This window comes from Pseudomonas sp. Y39-6, assembly GCF_023651955.1.
Taxonomy (GTDB): domain Bacteria; phylum Pseudomonadota; class Gammaproteobacteria; order Pseudomonadales; family Pseudomonadaceae; genus Aquipseudomonas; species Aquipseudomonas veronii.
Genome location: NZ_CP069594.1, coordinates 4,541,378 through 4,566,422, shown reverse-complemented (window position 1 = coordinate 4,566,422; position 25,045 = coordinate 4,541,378). Strand labels below are relative to the sequence as shown.

21 protein-coding genes are annotated in these 25,045 nt (G+C 56.2%); 14 read left to right on the top strand and 7 right to left on the bottom strand.

Annotated elements, in window-relative coordinates:
- Positions 1-18 precede the first annotated feature (18 nt).
- Both JN756_RS20585 and JN756_RS20580 read left to right on the top strand, forming a co-directional pair.
- On the top strand, positions 19-1,281 hold the full coding sequence (locus JN756_RS20585) for an OmpP1/FadL family transporter (protein WP_236255047.1): 1,263 nt from the start codon (positions 19-21) through the stop codon (positions 1,279-1,281).
- Positions 1,282-1,639: 358 nt separating this feature from the next.
- Positions 1,640-3,439, top strand: coding sequence for a sulfatase family protein (locus JN756_RS20580; protein WP_201021229.1), 1,800 nt, complete (start codon positions 1,640-1,642; stop codon positions 3,437-3,439).
- 50 nt (positions 3,440-3,489) lie between these two features.
- On the opposite strand, the gene JN756_RS20575 is transcribed toward JN756_RS20580, so the two are convergent.
- Both JN756_RS20575 and JN756_RS20570 read right to left on the bottom strand, forming a co-directional pair.
- Positions 3,490-4,422 (bottom strand): transporter, encoded by a 933-nt coding sequence (locus JN756_RS20575; RefSeq protein ID WP_201021228.1) that lies wholly within the window; start codon positions 4,420-4,422, stop codon positions 3,490-3,492.
- 167 nt (positions 4,423-4,589) lie between these two features.
- Entirely contained in the window at positions 4,590-6,044 is a 1,455-nt protein-coding gene (locus tag JN756_RS20570; RefSeq protein WP_201021227.1) for a tyrosine-type recombinase/integrase, read from the bottom strand.
- Positions 6,045-6,842: 798 nt separating this feature from the next.
- Here JN756_RS20570 and JN756_RS20565 point away from each other — a divergent pair.
- The 8 genes from JN756_RS20565 to JN756_RS20530 all read left to right on the top strand — a co-directional run bounded on the left by JN756_RS20565 (position 6,843) and on the right by JN756_RS20530 (position 14,563).
- Complete coding sequence (locus JN756_RS20565) at positions 6,843-8,075, top strand: MFS transporter (protein WP_057005734.1); 1,233 nt, start codon at positions 6,843-6,845, stop codon at positions 8,073-8,075.
- Positions 8,076-8,088: 13 nt separating this feature from the next.
- Positions 8,089-9,006: a LysR family transcriptional regulator gene (locus tag JN756_RS20560; RefSeq protein WP_201021226.1), complete on the top strand. Its 918-nt coding sequence runs from the start codon at positions 8,089-8,091 to the stop codon at positions 9,004-9,006.
- An 85-nt stretch (positions 9,007-9,091) separates the two neighbouring features.
- Complete coding sequence (locus JN756_RS20555) at positions 9,092-9,736, top strand: DsbA family protein (RefSeq protein ID WP_102618318.1); 645 nt, start codon at positions 9,092-9,094, stop codon at positions 9,734-9,736.
- A gap of 67 nt (positions 9,737-9,803) precedes the next feature.
- On the top strand, positions 9,804-10,523 hold the full coding sequence (locus tag JN756_RS20550; RefSeq protein WP_169881627.1) for a TetR/AcrR family transcriptional regulator: 720 nt from the start codon (positions 9,804-9,806) through the stop codon (positions 10,521-10,523).
- Between the two features lie 294 nt (positions 10,524-10,817).
- The gene (locus JN756_RS20545; RefSeq protein ID WP_057005733.1) at positions 10,818-11,300 is read left to right on the top strand and encodes a VOC family protein; all 483 of its coding nucleotides are present in this window, start codon (positions 10,818-10,820) and stop codon (positions 11,298-11,300) included.
- Entirely contained in the window at positions 11,297-12,517 is a 1,221-nt protein-coding gene (locus JN756_RS20540; protein WP_201021225.1) for an FAD binding domain-containing protein, read from the top strand. Before JN756_RS20545 ends, JN756_RS20540 begins: the two co-directional genes overlap by 4 nt.
- A 31-nt stretch (positions 12,518-12,548) precedes the next feature.
- Positions 12,549-12,911, top strand: a complete 363-nt coding sequence (locus tag JN756_RS20535; RefSeq protein ID WP_079444324.1) for a DUF485 domain-containing protein — start codon at positions 12,549-12,551, stop codon at positions 12,909-12,911.
- Complete coding sequence (locus JN756_RS20530; protein WP_108526275.1) at positions 12,908-14,563, top strand: cation acetate symporter; 1,656 nt, start codon at positions 12,908-12,910, stop codon at positions 14,561-14,563. Before JN756_RS20535 ends, JN756_RS20530 begins: the two co-directional genes overlap by 4 nt.
- A 148-nt stretch (positions 14,564-14,711) precedes the next feature.
- On the opposite strand, the gene JN756_RS20525 is transcribed toward JN756_RS20530, so the two are convergent.
- Genes JN756_RS20525 through JN756_RS20515 form a run of 3 tightly spaced genes read right to left on the bottom strand, consistent with a single transcriptional unit; the run spans position 14,712 to position 18,699 of the window.
- Entirely contained in the window at positions 14,712-16,967 is a 2,256-nt protein-coding gene (locus JN756_RS20525; protein ID WP_057005729.1) for a xanthine dehydrogenase family protein molybdopterin-binding subunit, read from the bottom strand.
- Positions 16,964-17,428 (bottom strand): (2Fe-2S)-binding protein, encoded by a 465-nt coding sequence (locus tag JN756_RS20520; RefSeq protein ID WP_017847599.1) that lies wholly within the window; start codon positions 17,426-17,428, stop codon positions 16,964-16,966. The genes JN756_RS20525 and JN756_RS20520 overlap by 4 nt, the downstream gene beginning before the upstream one ends.
- Positions 17,425-18,699: a c-type cytochrome gene (locus tag JN756_RS20515; RefSeq protein ID WP_128192419.1), complete on the bottom strand. Its 1,275-nt coding sequence runs from the start codon at positions 18,697-18,699 to the stop codon at positions 17,425-17,427. The genes JN756_RS20520 and JN756_RS20515 overlap by 4 nt, the downstream gene beginning before the upstream one ends.
- Positions 18,700-18,934: 235 nt before the next feature.
- Between JN756_RS20515 and JN756_RS20510 the strand changes: the two genes are divergently transcribed.
- The 4 genes from JN756_RS20510 (at position 18,935) to JN756_RS20495 (ending at position 22,953) form a co-directional block, all read left to right on the top strand.
- Positions 18,935-19,852, top strand: coding sequence for a LysR family transcriptional regulator (locus JN756_RS20510; protein ID WP_201021224.1), 918 nt, complete (start codon positions 18,935-18,937; stop codon positions 19,850-19,852).
- Positions 19,853-19,963: 111 nt separating this feature from the next.
- Entirely contained in the window at positions 19,964-20,608 is a 645-nt protein-coding gene (locus JN756_RS20505) for a DsbA family oxidoreductase (RefSeq protein WP_201021223.1), read from the top strand.
- A gap of 37 nt (positions 20,609-20,645) precedes the next feature.
- Complete coding sequence (locus JN756_RS20500) at positions 20,646-21,758, top strand: alkene reductase (RefSeq protein ID WP_201021222.1); 1,113 nt, start codon at positions 20,646-20,648, stop codon at positions 21,756-21,758.
- A 52-nt stretch (positions 21,759-21,810) separates the two neighbouring features.
- Complete coding sequence (locus JN756_RS20495; protein ID WP_079444318.1) at positions 21,811-22,953, top strand: FAD binding domain-containing protein; 1,143 nt, start codon at positions 21,811-21,813, stop codon at positions 22,951-22,953.
- A gap of 167 nt (positions 22,954-23,120) precedes the next feature.
- On the opposite strand, the gene JN756_RS20490 is transcribed toward JN756_RS20495, so the two are convergent.
- Complete coding sequence (locus tag JN756_RS20490) at positions 23,121-23,390, bottom strand: DUF2790 domain-containing protein (RefSeq protein ID WP_046382741.1); 270 nt, start codon at positions 23,388-23,390, stop codon at positions 23,121-23,123.
- A gap of 406 nt (positions 23,391-23,796) precedes the next feature.
- Positions 23,797-24,918, bottom strand: coding sequence for an amidohydrolase family protein (locus JN756_RS20485; RefSeq protein WP_128192416.1), 1,122 nt, complete (start codon positions 24,916-24,918; stop codon positions 23,797-23,799).
- Between the last annotated feature and the right edge of the window lie 127 nt (positions 24,919-25,045).

Genomic DNA, 25,045 nt, shown 5'->3' with positions numbered 1-25,045 from the left:
ACACCAAGGATATACAACATGAAAACAAATCTGCGCGTGACCGTGTTGGCCATTCTAACCACAGCCCCACTTCCTGTGCTGGCTGGTGGGCTGATGCTCTACGAGGTTGGTACTGATAACGTCGGTTTAGCTAATGCCGGTGCAGCTGCCCGAGCACAGGATCCCAGCACTCTTGCTAGCAATGTGGCAGGAATGGCTTTTCTGCCTGGCACACAGATCACTGCTGGAGCCCAACTGCTACACGGAAACCTGCGCTTCGATGTCGACAACGGCACTAATGTTGGAGGAGGTGATAGTGGGAATGCAGTGGAGTGGGTGCCAGGCGGAAGCTTATTTGTTAGCCATGAACTTGGCGATGGCTGGTCTGTAGGTTTTGCTAACTACGGAGATTTTGGGCTGAGCGTCGACTATGACAATAGTTGGAGCGGACGATACTTCCTCCAGAACGGCGAACTGCTGGGAATGACCTTCATGCCTACGCTGGCCTATAAGTTGAATGAGAATTGGGCCTTTGGTATAGGCGTCAGAGCTTATTATGCGAAGCTCGTCAATGAGTTGGCGGTCAACAATGGGCCTCTAGCGGGCGATGGCAGCGCAAAATATAAAGCCGATGACTGGAGTTATGGAGCCAGCCTTGGAGTGATGTACTCGCCACAACCAGGTACTCGTCTGGGCTTAAGTTATACAAGTGAAATCAATCTCGACTTCAAGGACAAGCTCAAGCTCGAGGGAATCGGTCCAGTTGCCCAGCATGCACTGCAGGAACGGGGAGTGCTTGATGCTGCCACCAAGATCAATATGCATGTTCCGCAGACACTGACTTTTAGCATTTATCATGAGCTGGATACTCAGTGGGCACTGTTGGCTAGTGCTAATTGGCAAGATTGGTCCCGCTTTGGACAGGTTGGTATAGACCTCGATAGCAATCAGCCTAAGTCGGTAAGCCTCGACGCAAAGTTCAAAGATACCTGGCACCTGTCGCTGGGTACACAGTATCGCTTTGATCGTCGCTGGATGTGGATGGCTGGCATTGGCTATGACAGTTCAGCTGTGGACGATAAAAATCGCACGGTCACTATTCCAATGGCTGAAACCTGGCGTTTCGGATCCGGTTTCACCTATACGCTGGATTCTCAGACAGAAGTTAATGTGAGTTATGAGTTCGCCTCCATGGGAGATATGCCTATCACCCAGGAAAAACCGGACGGGACACGCATCTCAGGTAGTTTTAACAATGCTTGGATTCAGGCGTTGAGTACCAGTGCAACCTGGCGGTTTTGAGATTTTTGTTGCTTTAGCTGTGTAGCCGGAACGATTGGGGCAGAGCAGAGAGGCTCGCTCAGCGTGTGCTTTAAAACTGATTGATTAGCTCGTGCGCCAAGGGGGGGGTGACTTTTTTGCGCAAAGAGGCCGAAGGCAGGGTGGACGCAATCCCGCAGCTTTGTGTACTGGCTTGATCAGGTCGAGGCGAGAGGCCATTGAGCTGGAGACACTGACAAGTGGAACCAGCGACGCCTGCTAGTCTTGACTAGGGATACCCCGCCATTCCACCAGCTGTATACAGCTCAGGTCATTGTGGTCTGACTTGAATGAAACAGTCGTCAAACACCCAAGCCATTCAATCCCGGAGACAGAGTACATGGAAGAGGACGATGAATCCGTCTTGGACATAAAGCGCCGTGAACTTCTCAAGGCCATTGGTGCGGGTACGCTTGCAGCGGCTTTTGGCGGTAGCCCGCTTAGTAATGCGGCGACAGCGGCAACGCAATCGTCCGCCCCAGAACATCGCAAGGGGGCGGGTGGGCCCTATAACATTCTGCTCATCCTGACCGACCAGGAGCGCTATTTCCGTCCATTTGAACTACCCAGAGACTACCACCTACCAGCCCACGAGAGACTGGCGAAGAAAGGCGTCGTGTTCGAGAACCATCGCATCAACTCCTGCGTTTGTACGTCCTCGCGCTCCGTGCTGTATACCGGTCGTCACATCCAGCAGACCCGGATGTTCGACAATGTGAACTTCCCCTGGATCAGTAGTATGTCGACTGAGATCAAAACGCTCGGTCACCTCCTGCGCGAGGCCGGCTACTACACCGCCTATAAGGGCAAGTGGCACCTCAGCCGGGAGTTCGAGACAACGAACACGCTAGCGGCACCCGAGAAGATTTTCACCAAGGAGATGGAGGCCTACGGCTTTTCCGATTACTTCGGGGTAGGCGACATCATTGCGCATACCCAGGGCGGCTACCTGCACGATGGAGTGATCGCTGCGGCGGCGGCGAGCTGGCTGCGCGGGCAGGCGGCGGCACTTACAGAACAGGGCAAGCCTTGGTTCCTGGCGGTGAACGTGGTCAACCCGCATGATGTGATGTTCTATGACACGGACGAACCGGGGCATCCCGTCCAAGGGGAAAACGTTCTGGCTCACATCGCTCCCGATCCGGCGCACGTACTATACGCGCCGCAGTGGGCCTTCGACCTTCCCGCCAGCTTTCCACAGCGACTCGACGCCCCCGGAAGACCTCTTGCCCACACTGATTTCGACAGATCAAACAGTGTGATGGTCGGCCCAATTGGGGATGAGACATCGCGCTGGCGCAAGCGGCATAATTACTATCTCAACTGCCTGCGCGATGTGGATCGCCACATCGAGACAGTGCTCGATGAACTGGAGGCAACCGGGCTCGCCTCAAGCACCATCGTCATCCTGACCTCGGACCACGGCGACCTCGATGGCGCGCACCGGCTGTCGGGTAAGGGTGCAACCTCCTACCGCGAGCAGAACAACGTGCCGCTGATCGTGGCACACCCGGCCTATCCTGGGGGCAAGCGCTGCAAAGCCGTTACGTCGCATCTAGACATCGCGCCTACACTGATCTCCTTCACGAACGCGAGTTCGGAAAAGAAGGCGGCGATCGCTAATGAGCTTCCGGGCAAGGACTTCTCTTCGATTCTTGCCGAACCCGAGAAGGCTGGTCCTGATGCGGTGCGCGATGGACAGCTCTTCTGCTTCAACATGTTCGCCACACTGGACGGCGAATTCCTGGAAAAGGCCCGCGATTTGCTGAAGCAGGGGAACGCGACGAAGATCAAGGAATCCGGTCTGCGTCCTGACATGATGAAACGCGGTGCGATTCGCAGCGTGTTCGACGGCCGCTATCAGTTCACACGCTACTTCTCTCCAAAACAGCACAACCGTCCGTTCACGATCGAGGAGTTGTTTCGGCTGAACGATGTCGAGCTTTTCGACCTCCAGAATGACCCATACGAACTCAAAAACCTCGCGCTGGATCTGACAAATAACACCGACCTCCTCATGACCATGAACACCAAGCTAAACAAGCTGATTGACTCGGAGGTTGGAGAAGATGTTGGTCAAATGCTGTCCGGAGGCTTGGAAGCCGGCTGGGTGGCTACCCCAGCGGTCAACGACTTATGACGTTGGGAACACTCGGATCAATGAATGGAATTTAAAGTAAGACCCAAGTTTCACAGCCCGCCGCCGAAGCGATACTGCCAGACTATTCCAATGGAGTCGTATTCACTGCCCGTGCGGGTATGCCCGCCATTACTCGCATTAAGCTTTAGCGAATGGTTTCGGTTCAATGGCAGCGTGAGGGTGCATCCGTAACGTGTGTTTTCCTGAAAATCGTGATTACCGACCCCATCGATTGAGCTACTCCCGCCAGCGAAGTAGGTCGCATCCAGCGCAACCCAAACACCATTGTTAAAGGCATAGATAAGATGCCCCTGTACCTGATAAATCGGGTTCTGGGAAAGTGTGTGGTCGCCGAGGAACTCATTATTGTCGGTGTAAAAGGTGCCCGCGCCGGATAATTCCAAAGTCACTGGCCCCAGGCGCTTGGAAATCCCGAGTTCGGGCTTGAATGACCAGCGATTGTTACCAAGATTTATCAGCTTGTTTGCGTCGTATTGTCCGAGGGGGGCCGTGATCGCCAGGCTGGTACCGATAATCACATCCTGTTGATAGCCGGGGAATTCAGACAGGGACAGCGCCGGGGCGCCATACAGGTTGACCGAGAAGCGGAATCTTGGGTCGATCAACCCGGTCACATTCCGCTCCTTGGGTTCACCGTCGAACAGAGCGGAGCCGGCCAATCTTGCCTCGGGCACGACGATATCGAATTTCCCGGAGCGGCCCCAGACGTCCAGGGACCTGGCAAAGGCGAACACGACTGTCTTGATGTTGAGCTTGGCGTCCTGAAGCGGGATTGAGGGGTTGGCCGTTACGTTGCCATGCAGGTCGCTGTAACCCATGAGCAGGAAATTGATACCGACCGGCGTATTGGCGTAGGACCTGGGCTCTAGATCTTCTGCGCCTGCACCGGGCGTTACGATGATGAGCGAAGCTGATGCGAACCGAACCAGCCTGACGAGGCAGAGTCTGTGTTTCATCCACATTCGCACGCTTCCTGTCAGGTCCCTGGAGTTCTATGGATTGTAGTAGTGCATCTCCATTTGTTTGGCACTCATCGCGGCGATCAGTGCCTCGCCAGATGGACGAATTTAAGGTCACAATACGAGTTACCGTGGATGTTGAATTCCGGATAACTCTGGGTACGAGAACCCTATGAAGGTGTCCGCGTCCTTGTCGCCGCGTACGATGGAAAAGACATCATCGACTCGGTCGGTTTGTGCTCATAGGTTGATGACAGAACTGCACTGAGCCGATCGCCTAACAGGTTCCAGGCGTGCTTCTTCTCTTCGGCATAATCGTGATGCAGGTAGTGGCGCCTGACCCGCGAGCCAGCCAGCACATGGTTTTGGCAGCGGTCGATGACGTCCAAGCTAACGCCTAAGGCCTGCATCATGGTCGCGCCCGTGCGGCGCAGGTCATGCGGCGTCCAGTCGTCGTTTTGGCCGTCGGCCAGGACCAGGGTGTCGTCGTGACGCCGTCTGGAGAGGGCCTTGCAGTTTTTGAACCGGGCCTGGCGATCGCCGACCTGCTTACTCACCACCTTTACGTCCACATGCCCATCATCCTGCTTATTCGGAAAGCACCACTGGGAGTCTCCCGTCAGGGTCTTGAGTTCCTGGAAGAAATGCAGGGCGAAGGGGGAGAGGAAAACATGGTGGTCCTGTTTCTTGCCCCGGGTGCCTTTGACGTTTTCGCTGGGGAGGAACCAGGTCTGCCGGTCCAGATCGACATTCTTCCATTCGGCCTGGAGCAACTCGCCAATCCGGCACAGCGTGCCCAGGCTGATCCAGAGTGCGAGTTGGGTTTCTTTCTTTAGCGGCCGTATGCCGTCGTATTTTTGCCCGGCGGGCAGGGCGTTGTAATCGGCAGTCATTTGCCGGAAGCGGTTGTGCAGTTCCAACAGCTCAGCCGGTGAAAGGATGCGCCTTCTTTCGGCTTCGTAGTCGGCAGGGATCAAGGGGGAGATGTCTACCAGCTCAGTTGGATCACCCTCGATCAATAAGGCCCGCCAAGGTTGGCGCTTTCTAGCCCAGCTGAACATCTGGGTGAGGTCGGCGAAGAAGCTGATGGCTTGCCGGTAAGCGCCGCGGTTGACCACGGCCCGGATCAGCGCCCGAACATCGTGTTCTGAAACATTGTTCACCGCTGTCTTGCCAAGTGCTGGTAAAAGGTCCTTGTTAAAGCGTCGTTGCAACTCGGCATTACCGTCTTTACGCGCCACGCCATCCAACAGCCAGGCCTTGGCCAGATCTTGGACAGTCAGTGTTTGCACCTTACGGGTCTTTTCCTGCTCGGACTCTACGTTAGCCACGGCGTATGCCTGTGCCTTGGCGGTTTTCTTGTGCTCGTTGGGATTGATCTGCTCATCAATGAGCACCCGCGCCTGGTTACGCGCCTTACGGATGTCCGTCAGGGATTTGCGCGGCCAGGACCCGCAGGAGTACTCTTTATTCTGCTCGCCCCACCGATAGCGATAGAAAAAGCTGACCGACACACCGTCCTTACGGACTGAGATTCGACCGGCGAGATTGCCATCCTCCCTGAGGATTCGGCCGGCATCGTTGGCGGTCAGCGACTCGAGTTCTTTGATGGTAATTTTGGCCATGAAACGGGCTCCCCCTACTTTTACCCCCACAAAAACGTCAGCTCTTGATGGACGTTCCTGGACTCTCGTAGAGCAGAACACCGCTGGAGCTCAAGTAAATACTAGCTTAGAAAAATCCAGAGTGAAATTTTGAAGTCTTTCAAGAAGTATGAAAAAGGAGATGGGGTGCTAGGGGTCGAGTGTTCGAATCACTCCGTCCCGACCATATAATTTAACGACTTAGGCCAATGTTCACAGCATTGGCCTTTTTCGTGTGCGTGACATTTGCGTGACTTCTCTATTTTTCACGCCTGCTTCCCGCTCCAAATGGGAGATGCCGGGAAAACCAAAGGTCATTCGCCTCTTGCCGGTGTGGCCGCATTTTGAGCAGTCGCTTGCTTCATACGAGCAACGGTATTCAGCGCCGCAATCACACGAACATCCACTGCACTCGAGCGTGCATGTCTGGATCTGCTTGTCTTGGCCATTCCGCTTGATCAGGTAATTGGTGCGTCGTTCCAGCCGAAAGCCGGTTAGTTTCTCGGCCACCGTGTAAGCAGCCAGATCCCATCGGAAGTTGTATTTGGCCTTTGGATCATCGGCGAGTCAGTTTACTTGGCGCATGGCGATTCCTCGTCCTCGAATCAAGCGGGGGCGCTCACCGAGCCTGGGTATCTCTTGCGCAAGACGCAACGCGACGTTGCGTCCTGACCATATTCTCTCAAGATGCAGTGCCGCCTATGTTGTTGACCTGGAAAACATCAATGCGCGTGACTTTTTCTGAAGAGTCACCGCTGTCGAACCTCAGGAGTCTATGGCATGGGCGTTTCTACAAGAGATACAGCAGCGACGATACAAAAAGCGTCGATGACAAAGGGGCTCGTGCTTCTGTTTGCTTTTTGTTGCGGTGCCATCGTGGCCAACATCTATTACGCTCAACCGATTATCAGCTTGATCGCCCCGGATATCGGCATGTCGAGTGGAAGCGCGAGTTTCATCGTCTCGCTGACTCAGATTGGTTATGCGCTCGGATTGTTTTTCCTGGTGCCCTTGGCGGATCTGGTAGAAAACCGTCGGCTGATGATCGCGACAATTGTGATTACGATCTTCAGCCTGGTAGCCGCCGGTTTGTCCAAGCAGCCGAGTGTATTTCTAGTGGTGTCGGCACTCATCGGTTTCAGCTCAGTCTCCGTGCAGATGCTTATCCCGTTGGCGGCACATCTGACACCGGAAGAATCTCGCGGTCGGGTAGTTGGCGGGATTATGGGTGGCTTGCTGCTAGGGATTCTGCTTGCGCGGCCGCTGTCGAGTCTGGTTGCCGATCATTTGGGCTGGCGGGCGGTGTTTATCGGGGCCGCCGCCTTGATGCTCGTTATCTCCATCGTGATTGGCATGACCATGCCTAAATGGCAACCGACCCATCGCGCGTCGTATGGTCAATTGCTGATGTCCCTGGGACAACTGTTTTGTCGCGAGCCCGTGCTGCGTCAGCGCGCGCTTTATCAAGGGCTGATGTTTGCGGCGTTCAGTTTGTTCTGGACCGCTGTGCCGTTGATATTGAGTCGTGAGTTCGGCCTCACGCAAAGTCAGATTGCGATTTTCTCTCTGGTCGGCGCGATCGGTGCAATTGCCGCACCTATCAGTGGTCGACTCGCTGATGCAGGACATACTCGACGAGCGTCGCAGTTGGCCATGGTGCTGGGTATATTGAGTTTCCTACCGGCCTTCATCAATCCCTTCTACGGTGTGATTGGGTTAGCGGTCACCGGTGTAGCGCTGGATTTTGCAGTGCAAATGAACATGGTGTTGGGTCAGCGAGCCGTCTACGCCTTGGGCATTGCTAACAGAGGCCGTCTGAATGCGTTGTACATGATCAGTATCTTTATCGGTGGTGCAATCGGTTCTTCGGTGGCCAGTTCGCTTTATGAACATGCCGGCTGGTTGGCGATTGCTGCGGTGGGAAGCGGATTGTCACTGGTCGCTTTGGTCGTCTTCTCGGTGGTTTCTCGTCGGACCCGAACTGGCGCAATGCTCAAGATGAACAACGGGTGAGTCAAGGAGTGTCATGGACAAGCTGCTCGCATTGAAGATGTTCGTCCAGGCTGTGGATTCGAAGGGCTTTTCTTCTGCCGCTCGACAGTTAGGCCTGGCGACGTCTTCTGTGACTCGGATGATCGATGGGCTTGAGGCGGAACTAGGCGCTGTCCTGCTTAATCGATCCACGCGTCAAATCTCATTATCAGATGCCGGGGCCGCCTACTACTTGAAAGCGCGGGAGGTGCTGAATGCTGTCGCCGAGGCGGATGCCTCGGTCACTGACCGCGGGGAACTCCCTGCGGGCCATCTTCGTATTTCCGTGCCCGTAGCGCTGGGGCGCCGTCTGATTGCGCCGCATATTGCCTCGCTGTTGAAGCGATACCCTCAACTTGTGTTGGACATGACGCTCTCCGATGACATCGTCGAATTACTGGGGGAACGCGTCGATCTGGCGATCCGATTGGGATCGGCAGCAGCCATGGATGGTGTCGTCAGTCGTCCCGTCGGTCATTTCAGACGCCGGGTTGTGGCCAGTGCCGAGTACCTGAATGCACATGGTTTTCCTGAACATCCCATGGACCTCATGCAACACGAGTGTCTGCGTTTTAGTTACGGCCCAAAGCAGCAGGTGTGGACTTTCTTAAAGGAAGGTGAGGAGACTCGGGTACCGATTGAGGGGCGCTTCAAAAGCAACAATGCGGAAGTTTTACGTGAGGTTGCGCTGGCGGGTGGCGGGGTGGCTCTGTTACCTGACTGGCTCGTCAACGACGGTATTGGCAGCGGTGATTTGACGTCATTGTTCGAGTCCTTTGTTATCAATCCGAACGATGCCAGTTCGGCCATTTCTGCGTTGTATCTTCCCAATCATCGTGGCTCCAAACGCGTCAATGCGTTTATCGATTTCATCAGCGAATTGCTCGGGCCTGAAGGCTTGGCCGAGCGCTGATCGCCTCATTGCTGTTTTCGCATGTTTGATCCACGACGTAACGAACCCCTTTCGCCGTGTGGCACGGCAGATCCCGGAGATTTGAATGAGCACTGCGACATTGCATTACGTCTACGACCCGTTCTGTGGCTGGTGCTATGGGGCGGCGCCGATGATCACGGCGGCCACCGCTATTCCTGGCCTGGAAATTCAGGCCCATGGCGTGGGCATGCTTTCGGGGGACAAAAGCAAGTTGATGTCGGGTGAGTGGCGCGATTTTGTTCGTCCTCACGAAGCCCGGATTACGGCATTCAGCAAACAGACCTTCGCGGACGCCTATGTTCAAGGCGTACTGGAACATGAAAATGTCCAGCTGGACTCTTCGCCACCGATTGCAGCGATGTTGACCGCTCAACAGCTGTCCGGACGTGGCATCGAAATGCTCAAACGCCTGCAAACTGCCTACTACCAAGAAGGTCAGGCCATTGCTGACCGAGGGGTAATCGCCGGCATTGCCAATGAGCTTGGGTTTGAACCCGAATCGTTTATGGCAACTTTTGATTTGATCACGGCAGACTCATTGCAAGACCACATCAAGCGCAGCAACGAGATGCTTGAAGCTCTGAATGCGCGCGGCTTTCCGGCATTTGCGCTGGAGATCGACGGCCAAATGGAAGTGTTGGCCATGGGGCATTATTTAAGCCGACCTGCGTTGTTCAAGAAGGATATTGAAAGTCGTCTGGCCAAATAGGTGTGGTTCATAGCCAGTGCATTCTTTTGTTTTGTATGATGCCTTAATGAAGCTCCAGCGAGGCGTTATGCAAGACTCAAAAGATAGAGACGAGAACGAGTCGGGAAAATCAGCGAAATCAGCAGACCCCGTCAAATCGACGACTCGACGCCTTTCGCCTGAGGTCAGGGAAAAGCAAATCGTGCAGAAAGCTATCGAGCATTTTGCGACGTGCGGATTCTCGGGCAGTACCCGTGAGCTGGCGCGACAACTGGATATTACCCAACCGTTACTCTATCGATATTTCCCCAGCAAAGAGGCACTGATAGACCGCGTGTACGACGAGGTATATCAGTGGGATTCCTCGTGGGAGGCGATGATCAAGGATCGCTCCGAACCCCTTCAGTCTCGCCTGGTTCATTTCTACACCTCATACGCTCGTGTGATTCTGCGGCGAGAGTGGATTCGTATCTTCGTATTCGCCGGGCTGACACGTGAAGGTATCAATGATCGGTATCTGGCTAAATTGCGTGAGCGGGTCTTCATCCCTGTCATTGCAGAAATCCGCCAGGCTCATGGATTGGCTCCATCCTCAGGTGACACGATCAATGAAAAAGAGCTCGAGCTGATCTGGAGTCTGCATGCCAGCATTTTCTATATCGGTGTTCGCAAATGGATTTACGATCTTCCCGTGACTGAGGACATAGATGCGCTGATCGAGCAAATGGTCGATGCGTTCCTTAACGGCAGTCCCCACGTATTGCAGCAAGTCGATAACGATTTGGGTAAGAAGCCTCGCTTGAATTGATCGGTTTCGATTTCCTGTTTGTTGCCTCCTGATCGCCTATTTTGCCCTGCTTTTCTGTCGACCACTCATCACCTGTTTCAGCCTTCAACTGAGCGGGTGATGAGGGGTGTCCACGCACCATCCTGCTCTGAAAAGCCCTTTCCCAACGCCTGAAGCCCGTTCGCTGTTGGCGACGCCACAGCGTGGTTCAAGCCTGTCCTCAAAAATTTGATCCGCCACCTATTTACTTCAATTTCAGCTGGTCGTATTGTTTATCAACTGATAAATAAATACAAAAAAACTGTTGGAGGCACCATGCAAGTCGTGAAGCTCGCTCACTACTCGATCCGGTCGTTCGACCTGGAAAAGTCCAGTCGATTCTATGAAAGGGTCCTCGGTTTTACTCCTGGCTACCGGCCGCCATTCGATTTTCCTGGCGTTTGGTTGTACATGGGCGGTGATGAGAAGGACTTCGGCACGGTCCACATTATCGGGATTGATCCTTCCAATCCTGAAGGCCTGAAAAAATACCTGGGCGATAAAGAAATCCCGCTGACAGGCACTGGGACGGTTGATCACATTGCTTTTTTGGTCACCGGCCTGGTCGAGTTCTGGGACGTCTTCAAAGCCGAAGGGATTGCGTGGCGCGATCGCACCGTGCCGAGCCTAGGCCTGCATCAAGTGTTCATCGAAGATCCGTCTGGTGTCACCATCGAGCTCAATTTCCCGGCCTCCGAGATCGATGCTGTGGGTTCTTACGCCTCCCATGCCTCTGCAACGGTGGGAGAGCAGCCATGATGAACGCCTCGAACAAGCCCCGCGCCATAGTCGTGGGCGGCTCGCTGGGCGGCCTGTTTGCAGCAAATATGCTGTTGCGCAACGGTTGGGACGTTGAGGTCTTCGAACGCGTTCCGGATGAACTCGCTGGACGAGGCGCAGGGATCGTTACACACCCTGAGTTGTTCGAAGCGATGGCCGCAGCGGGAATTCCCCTCGACGCATCGGTAGGTATCGATGTGCTGTCGCGCGTCACTTTGGCCCAGGACGGCGAAGCCGTACTTGAGAATGCGCTTCCACAAACGTTGACCGCATGGGGGAAGATGTACCAGGTGCTTCGCTGCGCATTCCCAGACTCACGGTATCGCTGCGGTGGCAGTGTGGTGTCGGTCGAAAGTACTGAAACCCATGCCAGCGTGACATTGGCCGATGGGACGACTCATCAAGCAGACGTCATTGTTGCGGCTGATGGGTTTCGGTCGACGATTCGCCAACATTTTTTACCCGATGTGCATCTGCAATATGCCGGCTATATCGCCTGGCGCGGGTTAGTCGATGAAAGTGCTCTGTCTGACGCTGCCCACGCCGCACTTTTCGATAAATTCGCGTTTTGTTTGCCCCCGCATGAGCAGATCCTGGGGTATCCAGTTGCCGGGCATTCCAACAGCACCCTTGTCGGCGAGCGCCGTTACAACTTCGTGTGGTACCGCACCAGCGGTGACGATGACTTGAAGGATTTGCTGCGTGATGAAAGCGGTAAACAGTTTGAAGGCGGGATTCCTCCGGCGCTGATACGCCGTGATGTGCTCGACAATATGTACAAGTCCGCAGAGACATTACTGGCCCCGCAGTTTGCCGAAGTCGTTAAGAAAGCTGCTCAGCCGTTATTCCAGCCAATTTACGACCTGGAAGTACCGAAGATGAATTTTGGCCGTGTCGCATTGCTCGGCGACGCGGCATTCGTGGCGCGTCCCCATTGTGGGATGGGTGTTACCAAGGCCGCCGGTGATGCGTTGGCAATCGTGGAAGCACTTGCGCGACATGCAACGGTTGAAGAGGCATTGGCGGACTACAGCGAGCAGCGCTGTCGTTTCGGCGCGTCGATTGTTCAGCACGCCAGGCATCTTGGCGCGTATATGCAGGCGCAACTGAAAAGCGAGGAAGAGCGTGACATGGCGGAGTTGTACCGGACTCCGGAAGCCGTGATGCGTGAGACTGCAGTGCCCGTGAAGTTTTAACTCAGCCACAAGCCATTTGCTGGAGATCACCATGGAACATGCATATCCGCAAGACGGTGGCCCGACCATGCCCGCTGAACAGGTTGACGACACTATTCAAAACCCGATTCTCGAAAATACGGAGTTTCGTGCTTTGGTAAAACAGCGCCGACTATTTTCGTGGAGCATGACGGCGCTTATGCTCGCCGTCTATTTTGGTTTTATTCTTTCCCTGGCCTTTATACCTGCCCGTTTGGGTACGCCTATCACAGAAGGGCAGCCGATGACGTGGGGCGTGCCAATCGGTTTTGGAATGCTCGCTTTCACGACTCTCCTCGTTGCTGTCTATGTCTGGCGCACTAACACCTGCTACGACCCTAAAATAAAAACAATTATCAGGAGCTTCAACAAATGAAGCGTCTACTTATTACAATCTCCGCCATGCTTGCTTCGGTAACGGTATACGCGGCCGATATCCCTGGCGCCGTACAAAAACATAATCCCATTGCCATCGGCATGTTTTTGGCCTTCGTTATTTTCACGCTGTTCGTCACCCGGTGGGCGGCACGCAAAAACAATAGCGTCGCGGATCACTATGCCGCAGGAGGAAAAATCACCGGCTTCCAGAATGGCTGGGCTATCGCTGGCGACTACATGTCTGCGGCGTCTTTGCTGGGCATCTCCGCCTTGGTTTTCACCAGTGGATTTGATGGGCTGATTTACTCGATCGGCTTCCTTGCCAGTTGGCCGATCATTCTGTTTCTGATTGCGGAGCCACTGCGAAACCTGGGGCGCTACACCCTGGCGGATGTACTGTCCTATCGGTTGAAACCGCGGCCCATACGGGCATTTTCAGCCTCCAGTTCCATTGTGATCGTGTTGCTTTACCTGGTTTCTCAACTGGTAGGTGCCGGAAAACTAGTGGAGTTGCTGTTTGGTTTCGATTACACCGCAGCAGTGCTTCTAGTGGGCACGCTAATGGTGATTTATGTTTTCTTTGGTGGGATGTTAGCAACCACCTGGATTCAGATTATCAAGGCCGTATTACTGCTGACCGGCTGCGTCTTCATGGCTTTCATGGTGCTGTCCCAATTTGGATTCAGCCTGAACCAGCTGTTTACTCAAGCGACCCAGGTGCATCCTTCCCATATAGCAATCATGAGTCCAGGCGGTCTGATCAGCGACCCGGTGTCTGCGATTTCCCTAGGCCTGGCATTAGTCTTCGGCACGGCAGGCCTTCCACATATTCTCATGCGGTTTTTCACTGTCGGTAACGTTAAGGCCGCACGCCAAAGTATTCTTTATGCCACCGGTCTTGTCGGCATAGGGTATGCCCTGATCGTAATCATCGGCTTCGGCACTATCGCCTTGGTTGCCAGCAATCCGGCCTATCACGATGCATCAGGGGGAATATCAGGCGGCGTTAATATGGTTGCGATTCACCTCGCACACAACGTAGGCGGTAATGTGTTCCTAGGGTTTATGTGTGCTGTGTCGTTCTCGACGATATTGGCGGTGGTGGCTGGGCTCACCCTTGCAGGCTCGTCTGCTGTTTCGCATGACCTCTATGCACATGCCTTGCGCCGGGGCACCGCCAGCGACCGTGAAGAGATGCGCGTCTCTCGCGTTACAACCATCGCGTTGGGGGTGTTGTCGATTCTATTGGCCATTGCTTTTGAAAAACAGAACATTGCATTTATTGTGAGCTTAACGTTCTCCATCGCCGCAAGTTCCAACTTTCCCGTGCTGTTATTGTCGATTTACTGGAAGGGCCTGACGACACGTGGCGCCGTGATTGGCGGATCGCTGGGGCTGGTATCAGCCATTACCCTATGCATTCTTAGCCCGACCGTGTGGGTCAAGATCCTCCATAATCCGCAAGCCTGGTTCCCATACGAATATCCGGCCTTGTTTTCCATGGCCGTAGCCTTTGTCGGTATCTTTTGGTTCTCTATTACCGATCGCTCGGTCAGTGCCATAGGTGAGCGCAATCGATTCGAAAATCAGTTGGTCGATTCTGAACTGGGTACGCCGGCAACATGGAGAGCGCTGCTGAAGGCTGATTGATTCGGGTTATTAGTGTTCGCGTTAACTAATTGCTGCATGAGCTCCAGGCGCTCACGAGCGTGCGCCTGGCTACCGATTCAGACGTTTCGCCGGAATCGGGTGGCTGACTTTTGGCTGAAGGGCATAACGTCGACACCGCCCGGATCGGTCATGACCCCAGCGCATCCTGCCAGCCACGTCGTGCCAGGGGCAGATCGAGCAAACGCTTGCCGGTGGCATCGTTGATGGCATTGCCCAGTGCTGCGGCCATGGGGCCCTGGACGATTTCTGCGGCACCCAGAAATGGCTGATCCGGCTGATCAATCATGTGGACCTCGACCTGTTGCGGTAAATCCGGAAAACGCATGATCGGATAGCCGCTCCAGTCGAAGCTGTGCATGCCGCTGGCGTCATAGAGGATTCGTTCATAGAGCGTCCAACTCGCGGACTGCACGATGCCGCCCTGGATCTGATTGAGCAGCCCGTCGGGGCTGACAATTTGCCCCACGTCGACGGCGGCGACTACGCGATCGATCATCACTTGGCCAGTCTGGCGCTGCACATGCAACTGCACGGCGATCGCGCAGTAACCCATGATGTTTTTGTAGCGGGCAAAGGCGAAGCCGATTCCGCTGCCGGGTCCCGTTGCTTTGTGCGGCCAGCGGAACTCAGCGGCCACGCGCTCCACCACCGCCCGTGCTCGCGGATCGCTCAAGTGATTCAGGCGAAATTGCACCGGGTCGATGGTGGCCCTAGCCGCCAGTTCATCGACGGTGCTTTCGATGGCGAAGATGTTGATGTGGGCACCGAGCGAACGCATGGCCGAGGTCCTGAATGGCATGGTCAGCACAAAGTTCATGTCGACCTTCAGGTTGGGTATCTCATACAACGGAACGGCATTACGGTCGCCGTCACCTTCGGGCTGAGCAATCGGGACTGAAGGGGCGGGGGTGAAGGGGTTGGCCAACAGCCACGCCGGCAACAGGCGCCCGGCATTGACGATACGTTCGTTGTGCGGGGTGCTCCAGAGTTCGTATTTCCAGTCACGAAGACGCCCACTGTCGTCCAGTCCCGCTTCCACCTCGGCAAGCATGGCGGAGCTGTACGGCTCCCAGAGGTTTTCCTGTTCGCGCATCCATTGCACCCGAATCGGCTTGCCGGGAATGGCCATGGCAATCAGCGCGGCATCGGCGGCGGCGTCATCGGCGCCATTGTGGCCATAGCAACCGGAACCTTCAGCGTGGATGCAACGCACCTGAGCCACTGGCAGGCCGACCATCTCGGCGATACCCGCGCGCAGAGGGTAGACACCTTGGGTATGGGTCCAGACGGTCAATGTTCCATCCTTGAACCAGGCCACTGCGCAGGAGGGCCCAATGGAGCCGTGCATCAGGTATTGCTTGGTCACCCGGGCCTTGTAAGCACGCGGCAGCGGTTGCGGGAGGTCACCCTTGGCGCTCACCGGATAGCGCCGCGCCGGTAATTCGGTGAGGAGTTGATGGATGTGTGTCGAGTCAGGCAGCGGGTTACCTTCTGTCCAGCGGGCCTTGGCGTAGCCTTCGCGCATCGCTTTGACCGCCAGCCATTCATCGGTGGCGACCACGGCGAGGTAGCTGCCATTGCGGACCAGTTTCACCTCGCCGGGAAGTTGCCTGAGGGCGGCCTCGTCGATCTCCAGAAGCTGACTGCCGCGCCGGGGCGGGCGTATCACCCGGGCGTGCAGCATATCGGGCAGCCGCATGTCCTGCACATAGGCCGCACCGCCGCTGACTTTGGCCGGGATGTCCAGCCGAGGTAACGATTTGCCGATCAGGGTGAAGCTGCCAGCTGGCTTGAAGGGCGAGTTGGCCGACGCAAAGCGATGCAGTTGAACCCCCACCACTGCCTGTGCGTAGGTCATGCTGCGGCCTTGTGTATCGTAGATCACCGCATCCCGCGTGGTCAGGCTGTCGATGCTGCGCTGCCATTGCCGTGCTGCGGACTCGAGTAACAACTGCCGCACCTGGGCCGCGGCGTTGAACAGTGCAGTGCCGCTGTCGACGATCGTATGGCTGCCGGCGGTGTAACCTTCATTGGGTGTCAGTGCAGTGTCGGCAGTGAGAAAACGGATGAGCCCAGGTGACACTTCAAGGCGTTCGGCGGCGATCTGCAGGAGCGCAGTTTTAACACCCGTGCCCAGCTCCACTTTGCCGGTGTAGACGGTGATGCCATCTTTCGCATCGATGCGGATCCAGGCGTCCAGATAGGGCGTGGCCCGCAGGCTGCCGGGCAGATCAGGCGCCAGGATTGTCGTACCCAAGGTGTCCACCTCGGTGTCAGCGAAGGCCCGGGGAATACCTGGAAGCATCGCGAACCCCATCACCAAAGCCCCGTTTATCACGAAGGCGCGGCGGCTCAGATTGACGTTTTGCGTGGGGTTTTTCATACCTTGCCTCCCTGCGCGACAACCGACTTGATCGCGGCGAAGATCCGCACGTGGGTGCCGCAGCGGCATAAATTCGGTGCCATGTGGCGGCGGATCGTTTCATCGTCCGGATGAGGGTTGGCCTCCAGCAGCGCCTGCGCCCTCACGATCATTCCCGCGATGCAATAACCACACTGGGCGGCCTGTTCATCGATAAAGGCTTTCTGCAACGGCCCCGGTTGGTCGACGCTGCCCAGGCTCTCGACGGTGCGTACCGATTTGCCCGCCAGTGCGCCGCACGGCGTCAGGCAGGAAAACACCGGCTTGTCGTTCACTAACACGGTGCACGCGCCGCACTGACCCAGGCCGCAGCCGTATTTGGCGCCATTGAGCCCCACCTGGTTGCGCAAGGCATATAGCAGGGGCATGTCGTCCGCGATGTCCAGTTCGTGAGTCTTGCCGTTGATGTCAAGTGTGATCACGGTTGCTGCTCCTGAGCCCGAATACTTTTGATTGTCTTGTCGAGATCCGTCCAGGGTCGGTTTGCACAGCTTTCATTGCGCAAGTACTCGGCAAGTGCGGCTACATGGGTGTCGTCCAGGTTGTGGGCGAAGGCAGGCATGTAGTGGCTGGAAGCGGCGCTGGACATCGGGATGCCCTGCAGGATGGTCTGGATCAAATTGCGTGGCGAGTCCGCCCTCACCGCCGAGGTGTTCGCCAGTGCCGGCCGCGATTCAATGACGCGCATCGGCGCCGCGCGGCCATGGCAACTCGCGCAGGCCCCCTCGAACAACGCGGCGCCCCGTAGCGCCGTGGCGCTGGGCTTGACCCCAGAGGTGCAGGGCGGCGATGGGGCATCCGATGAAGTTTTCTTGAGGTCAAGAATGTACTGCGCGATGGCATGCGCGTCTTCCTCCGGCAATTGCGCGATGCTCAGGCTGACCGGCAACATCGGGCCCGCCGCTGCGCCATGTCCTTCGGCGACCTCGCCCGTCAGATAGGCGACCAACTGGGCTTCATTCCAGGGGTGTTGTGCCTCGGTCATTCCGCGCAGGGCGGGAGCTGTCCAGCCGTCGACGACGCCACCGTTGAACAGTTCGCTGCCTTTCTCCCCACCAATCAGATTCAGGGGCGAATGGCACGACGAACAGTGCCCCGCGCCTTCGACCAGATAACGTCCGCGGTTCCATTGTGCTGATCGGTTGGGAAGTGGTTCCAGCGGATCCCCATGCAGGAACAGTAAGTTCCAGAAAGACACCAGCGGACGGAAGTTCATGGGGAAGACCATATGATTTTCCGGTGCGGTGTATTTGATCGGGTCCACGCTCATCAGGAAGGCATAGGCGTCGGCAATATCGGCATCGCTCAGCTTCCGGTAATGCACGTAGGGGAAGGCCGGATAGAGAAAGTGGCCGTCACGCGCGATGCCTTCACGCATGGCCCGTTCAAAGGCGTCCAGCGACCACTGACCGATACCGGACTGCGGGTCCGGGGTGATGTTGGTGGTGAAGAGGGTTCCGAAGGGCGTTACCAGCGGCAACCCACCGGCCATGTAGGCGCCCCCTGGCCGTGTGTGACAGACCGCACAGTCGCCCGCTTCGACCACGCGGCGGCCTCTGTCCAGCGTCTCGCGATCAGCATTCAGGTGTTGGCTGACAGTGGCAATTTCCGGCCTCCACATCATCCAGAACGCAAAGCCTAACCCCGCGACGCCGATTGCCAGAACGGCACCGATGATCGTCTTGCGCTTCATCGCCTTACCTCTCGAGCTGAATTAACGACAGATTTTTCAATCCGCCGCGTGCGATGGGCGGCGATTTTCCATGTCGTGAGCTTAGAGAGGGCGCTTGTGATGGAGTACCCCATCAAGGCGCAACGCTACATTGCGCCAGGCGCAACGGCGGCAGAATTAACAACCGTTAACTCGCGCAGGGTGCGCCGATGTCCAAAGATAGGCGCTCAAGGAGCGTAATGACGGAAGGGGTTTCATGGACAAGCTGCTCGCACTGAAAATATTCATCCAGTCAGTAGATTCCAAAGGCTTTTCGTCTGCCGCCAGGCAACTCAATCTGGCGACCTCTTCAGTCACCAGAATGATCGACAGGCTTGAGGATGACCTGGGTGCCGTGCTGCTGAATCGATCTACCCGGCGAGTCACGTTGACCGATGCCGGTAGTGTGTACTACCTGAAAAGCCGGGATATTCTGAGCGCCATGGCTGACGCTGACGAGTCAGTTTCGGACCGCGGTGAAGTGCCCGCGGGACAGTTGCGTATCTCCGTGCCCGTGGCGTTTGGACAGCGTCTTATTGCCCCTCATATCGGCGCGCTTTTAGCGCGCTATCCCCTGCTCGTACTGGATATGACGCTATCGGACGCCATCGTCGATTTGCTCGGCGAACGCATCGATCTATCGATCCGGCTGGGGTCGCCAGCGGCGATGGAAACGCTGGTCAGCCGCTGCATCGGCAACTTTCGCCGCCGCGTAGTCGCCAGCGCCGAGTACCTGAACGCTCGAGGATTTCCCGACGGGCCCATGGACCTCATGCAACACGAGTGCATGTGCTTCAACTATGGCGCGCCACAGCAGTTCTGGACATTTACAGAGCAGGGCCAAGAGCTGCGCGTGCCCGTCGAAGGGCAATTCAAGAGCAACAATGCCGAGGTCCTGCGCGAAGTGGTGCTGGCCGGGTGCGGGGTGGCGCTGTTACCCGATTGGTTGGTCAATGATGACGTCGACAGTGGTCGACTCACTTCCTTGTTCGACGCTTTTGTCGTCAATCCGAACAGCGCCAGTTCAGCGATCTCGGCTTTGTACCTGCCCAATCATCGCGGCTCGAAACGTATCAATGCGTTCATTGATTTCCTCACCGAATTGCTCAAGTCGCAAACACAGCCGACGACGTGATCGGTGCATCGTTGCGTTTTGCGAAAAGCAACGTTGTGCAGCAGGTGGATTCTCTGTCGGCGCTCCGGCACCTACCTTGGGGGGGTGAAACATTCAACCACGGAGACCGTCATGAGTTTGCATTCATCCAAAATTCAGGTGACTTACGACTTCATCTGCCCATGGTGCTGGATCGGTGAGGAAAATCTTGAACGCGCGCTGGCCGCTTCGGGTTTTTCAACGGACCGCCCAATCAGTTTCCTGCCTTATCAGTTGAACCCGGACATGCCGGTTCGAGGCATGGATCGCAAAGCCTATCGCTCTGGCAAGTTCGGCAGCTGGGCGCGTAGCCAGGCGATGGACGCACAGGTCACTCACGCCGGTAAGGCCGTCGGTCTTGAGTTCGATTACGAGCGCGTCGAAAAAACCCCCAACACCCTGGCCGCGCATCGGTTGGTATGGCACGAGCAACAGGCGGGTCGAGATGCTTCCTTGCTGGTCAAGGCCATTTTCAAGGCGTACTTCAGCGAAGGGCGGGATATCGGCGACCTCACTGTGCTGGCCGACATCGCTGCCGAAACCGGGCTGGACCGAGAGGTCATTGTCGACTTTCTCAAGGCCGATGAAGGCACCGCTGAAGTCTTGAAGCTCGAAGCCCAAACCAAGGCGTCCGGTGTGCGCTCGGTGCCGAGTATCCAGATCGCGGATGACGTGATCAGTGGCGCGCAGCCCATCGAAATAATGATCCAGATACTGAAGCGAAGCCAAGCCGCCTGAGGCGGTTTTTCAATCCCAATCCATTCAGGACATCATCATGACTCATCACTTGTTCAGCCCTATCAAACTCGGCCAATTCACCCTCGATCACCGCGTCGTCATGGCGCCTCTGACTCGCTCGCGAGCGGGGCAACCTGGCAACGTACCGACATCGATGAACGTCGAGTACTACCGTCAGCGTGCCAGTGCTGCATTGATCATTACCGAGGCTACACAGATTTCGCAGCAGGGCCAGGGTTACGCCTGGACGCCCGGCATCCATAGCGACGAGCAGATTCAGGGCTGGAAGGCTGTCAGCGAAGCCGTGCACGCAGAAGGCGGGCGCATTTTCCTGCAGCTCTGGCATGTGGGGCGAGTGTCGCACCCGGTGTTCCAGCCTAACGGCGGCTTGCCGGTGGCACCGACCGCGCAGCCAGTGCCCGGCAAGACCTTCATCCTGAATGAAGAGGGCGAGGGCGTATGGGGTGATGTACCTGTCCCTCAGGCGCTGGAAATTCCTGGGATCGAAGCGATCGTTGGTGACTTCCGCAGGGCCGCTCGCAACGCGATTCTGGCCGGTATGGATGGTGTGGAAATTCACGCGGGCAACGGCTACCTGCTCGACCAATTCATCAACAGCGCCAGCAATCAGCGAAGTGATCGCTACGGGGGAAGTATCGAAAACCGTGCGCGGTTGCTGCTTGAAGTCGTGGAAGCCGTGACCGCGGAAGTAGGTGCCGAACGCGTTGCTGTCCGCCTGACACCGATGGGACGTTTCATGGGAATGGGCGATGACACCCCGGAACAAACCTTTGGCTACATCGCATCCCGGCTCAATCACTGGAATCTCGCTTACCTGCACCTGGTAGAACCGATGATGGTCGGCACAGTGCTCGATGAAAGTAACGATCCACGCTGGGACGCGATCATCAAGCAACTGCGTACTGACTTCCACGGCGTTCTGATGTTGGCGGGTGGCTACTCCGGCGAAACGGCCGAACAGGCCATTGCGCAGGGCCGTGCAGACCTCATTGCGTTTGGTCGCCCGTTCATTGCCAACCCCGACTTACCGGCTCGCTTGCGTGGTCGCAACGAACTCAACGTGGCTGACGGCAACAGCTTTTTTGGCGGCGACGCCAAGGGGTACATCGACTATCCGGTGTTGGCATAACGCAACGGTAAACCGCAGCTGCGGGAATCACCCTGCAACGAGGAGAAAGGTAATGAAGAGTTCAGGCGTTCCAAAGGCCTTGGTCATTGGTGGTTCCCTGGGCGGGCTGTTCGCCGCCACGGCGTTACGCGCGATTGGTTGGCAGGTCGATATTTACGAGCGATCCCCTGCGGCGATGGATAGTCGTGGCGGGGGCATCGTTCTGCAAGCGGACGTCCTGCACCATTTTCGTTATGCGGGCATTCATCCGGCAGGTGCGCTCGGCGTCCGGTCCCATGATCGTCTCTATCTGGATCGAGAGGGTAGCGTCGTGCATAAAGAGCCGATGCCGCAAACCCAGACGTCCTGGAACACACTGTACAGCTCATTATTTTCTGCATTTGCTGCTGAGCATTATCACCGTGGCAAGACGTTGGTGGATCTGACTCAGAATGAACACCGGGTGACTGCGATTTTTGCCGACGGCAGCACTGCCGAGGCAGACCTGCTGATTGGCGCTGATGGCTCGGGTTCAACCGTGCGAAGCGTGGTGTTGCCTGGAACAGTACCCAGCTATTCGGGGTATGTGGTGTGGCGCGGGCTGGTCGATGAAGAGCAACTTCCAGACTTCGCCAAAATGCAGCTTTACGAGGACTTTGTTTTTCAACAAGACCCTGAATCGCTGATGTTGGAATACATGGTGCCGAGCGTGAATGGCTCCGTTAATCCGGGCGAGCGTCGGTTCAATTGGCTGTGGTACCTGAAAGCTGCGCAAGGGGCGGAACTGGACGCTGTGCTCACTGACAGCGATGGCCGTCGGCGTAGTCACTCCATTCCACCCGGAGCCTTGGCCGCTGGGCAGGATGCTTACATACGGGGAATGGGTGAGCGGCAGGCGAACCCGGCTTTTCGGGAGCTGATTCGCCAGACCCAAGATATTTTTGTGCAAGCGATCCTTGATCTCAAAGTTCCTCAGATGGTGTTTGGCCGTGTGCTGTTGACTGGCGACGCCGCTTTTGTGCCGCGTCCTCATACCGCCGGAAGCACGGCCAAGGCAGCCCGCAATGCACTGGCCCTGGCGCAAGCAATCGACGACATCGGCGACCTCGATAAAGCCCTGCTTGCCTGGCAGCACCAACAACTTGCAGAAGGCATGCGTATGGCGGATTGGGGGGTGAGTATGGGCAATCGGATTATGGGGATCGCCCAAGCCTGATGGAGCGGCTCACATCGGATTTATTGGCGAGAGCCTTGCGTTGGCGGGATGAAAGTGGGGTGTGATCGTTGGGCTGTTGCAGTCTTTCTAGACTGAATATAAAAAGAGGAGATTAGCTTCAGATCGAAGCGGTCTCCTCTTTTTTAGCACCTGTAAACTTTGAGGTTTTAACCATTCTGGCAAGCGCCACCGAGTATTTTGTATTGCAGGTCGTGCGTTATACCCTTGTGATCCACATACACCATGTGCGCGTCCACTGGGCCACAAGCGTTGTTTGTGTCCTCGGCTGTAGTGATGTGGATGACCTTGGCGATATCCAGGTGTTCGGAATAATTGTACTGCTCAGGTTCAGGGGCAGAGGCATTGTTGTTGGCGCCATCATGGGCTGAAGCGTATACGCTAAACATCATCAGTGAGGCGAGCATTGCATATTTCATCAGGGTGTCTTCCAGTAAGAATGAGAGAGGGGACAAGATCTCTTTGTTGGCTTCTGGAGCTGATTATGCTGTCGCCAGGTTGTTTGTAGAAATGCTCAGGCGGGATACTGATTATTACCGAAAATGATGTTTATCCATGTTTGTCTACAGATGGGCCAATATAATTTAATGGGTGTAGTGCTTGCTGTCGGCAATGCGGGTCGGTTGGTTTTTTATAGTCTTTTGACTGATTTATCTAAAGCTGCATGGGCCCATGGTTATGATTGATCGGTATTTGTTTATTCGGTTCGATCATCTTGGCTGGGGTCCCGAGCGAACGGCAGAGACGATTTGGTGAAGTCTTGAACGGTTCGCAAAAAAAAGGCCGGTCAAACCGGCCAAAGGGAAATCGAGAGTTTCGCCAACGCTATACGGGGAGTTTCAGGATTCTGGCTGCGTTGGCGCCGAGTACTGCCGCTTTCTCGCGCGGGCCCAAGCCTACGCTTTCGACAAAACGCACCGGCTGTTCATAGCCCATGTCGAAGCAGTAGTCGCTGCCCAGGACCAGATGGTCGATACCGACGTTGGCGATCAAATAGTCCAGCACCGGCCCGGAGTGCGACACGGTGTCGTAGCTGAATCGCGTCAAGTAGCTGCTCGGCTTCTGGGCCAGGCGTCGTGTCTCAGGACGTGAGGTCCACCCGGCATCGAGACGTCCCACGAGTATTGGCAAAGCCCCACCGGCGTGAGGCAATGACACATGCAGTTGAGGGTATTGATCCAATACTCCGCCGAGGATCAGGTGTGACGCCGCGATAGCGGTATCGAACGGGTTGCCCAGCAAGTTGCTCAAGTAGTAGTTGCTCAGACGGTTGCCGCCGACCGTTTGTTGCGGGTGCAGGAATACTGGGAGTCCGAGCTGTTCTATACGGGCAAAGACGGGCGCGAAGCGCGGATTGTCCAGGTCCAGGCCGTTGATGTTTGTGCCCATGTACACCCCACGAACCCCAGGCAATTCGGCGGCGCGTTCCAGCTCGGCGATGGCATCGTCAGCCTCTAGCATCGGCAACGTGGCCAGCACCACAAAACGTTGTGGGTGTTGGCGATGGACCATCGACGCAGCATCGTTCCAGGCACGTGCCAGGCGGGCATTGAGTTGTCGATCTGCCCAGTACACCATTGGCACGCTAAGGGACAGCGCCTGTACGTCGACGCCGGAACGGTCCATATCGAGCAAACGCGCCTGCACGTCGATGAATTTCAACGGCAATGGCCCCAATCCTCCGGCCGGGGTGGCGAAGCTGAAAGTAGTTTCCTGGCGGGTATAGCTTGCACCGAACGTTTTGCCCTCACTTCCCAGGAGGTGTAAGAACTCTTCAGGGTAGTAATGTGCATGGATGTCCACCGATCGCACCGGGACATCGGCACCTTTCTTGATCGGTGCCGCCGAGGCGGGTGATAAACGGGTAACCAGCAGACCACCGGCGGTAGCTGCCATGATGCCCAGCAGTTGGCGACGGGTCTTTGAAAGACAGCAGGGGCATTGCATCGTCGATCTCCTTTTTATTGTTGTCTTGACGGGTTCAAGTGCGCGCCTTTGTGCTTGCACGGGTTCAGAGCGACCGGTTCTCGCCGTGGCATGTACCCGCTCCGAGACGTCGCTCTATTAATCGGTC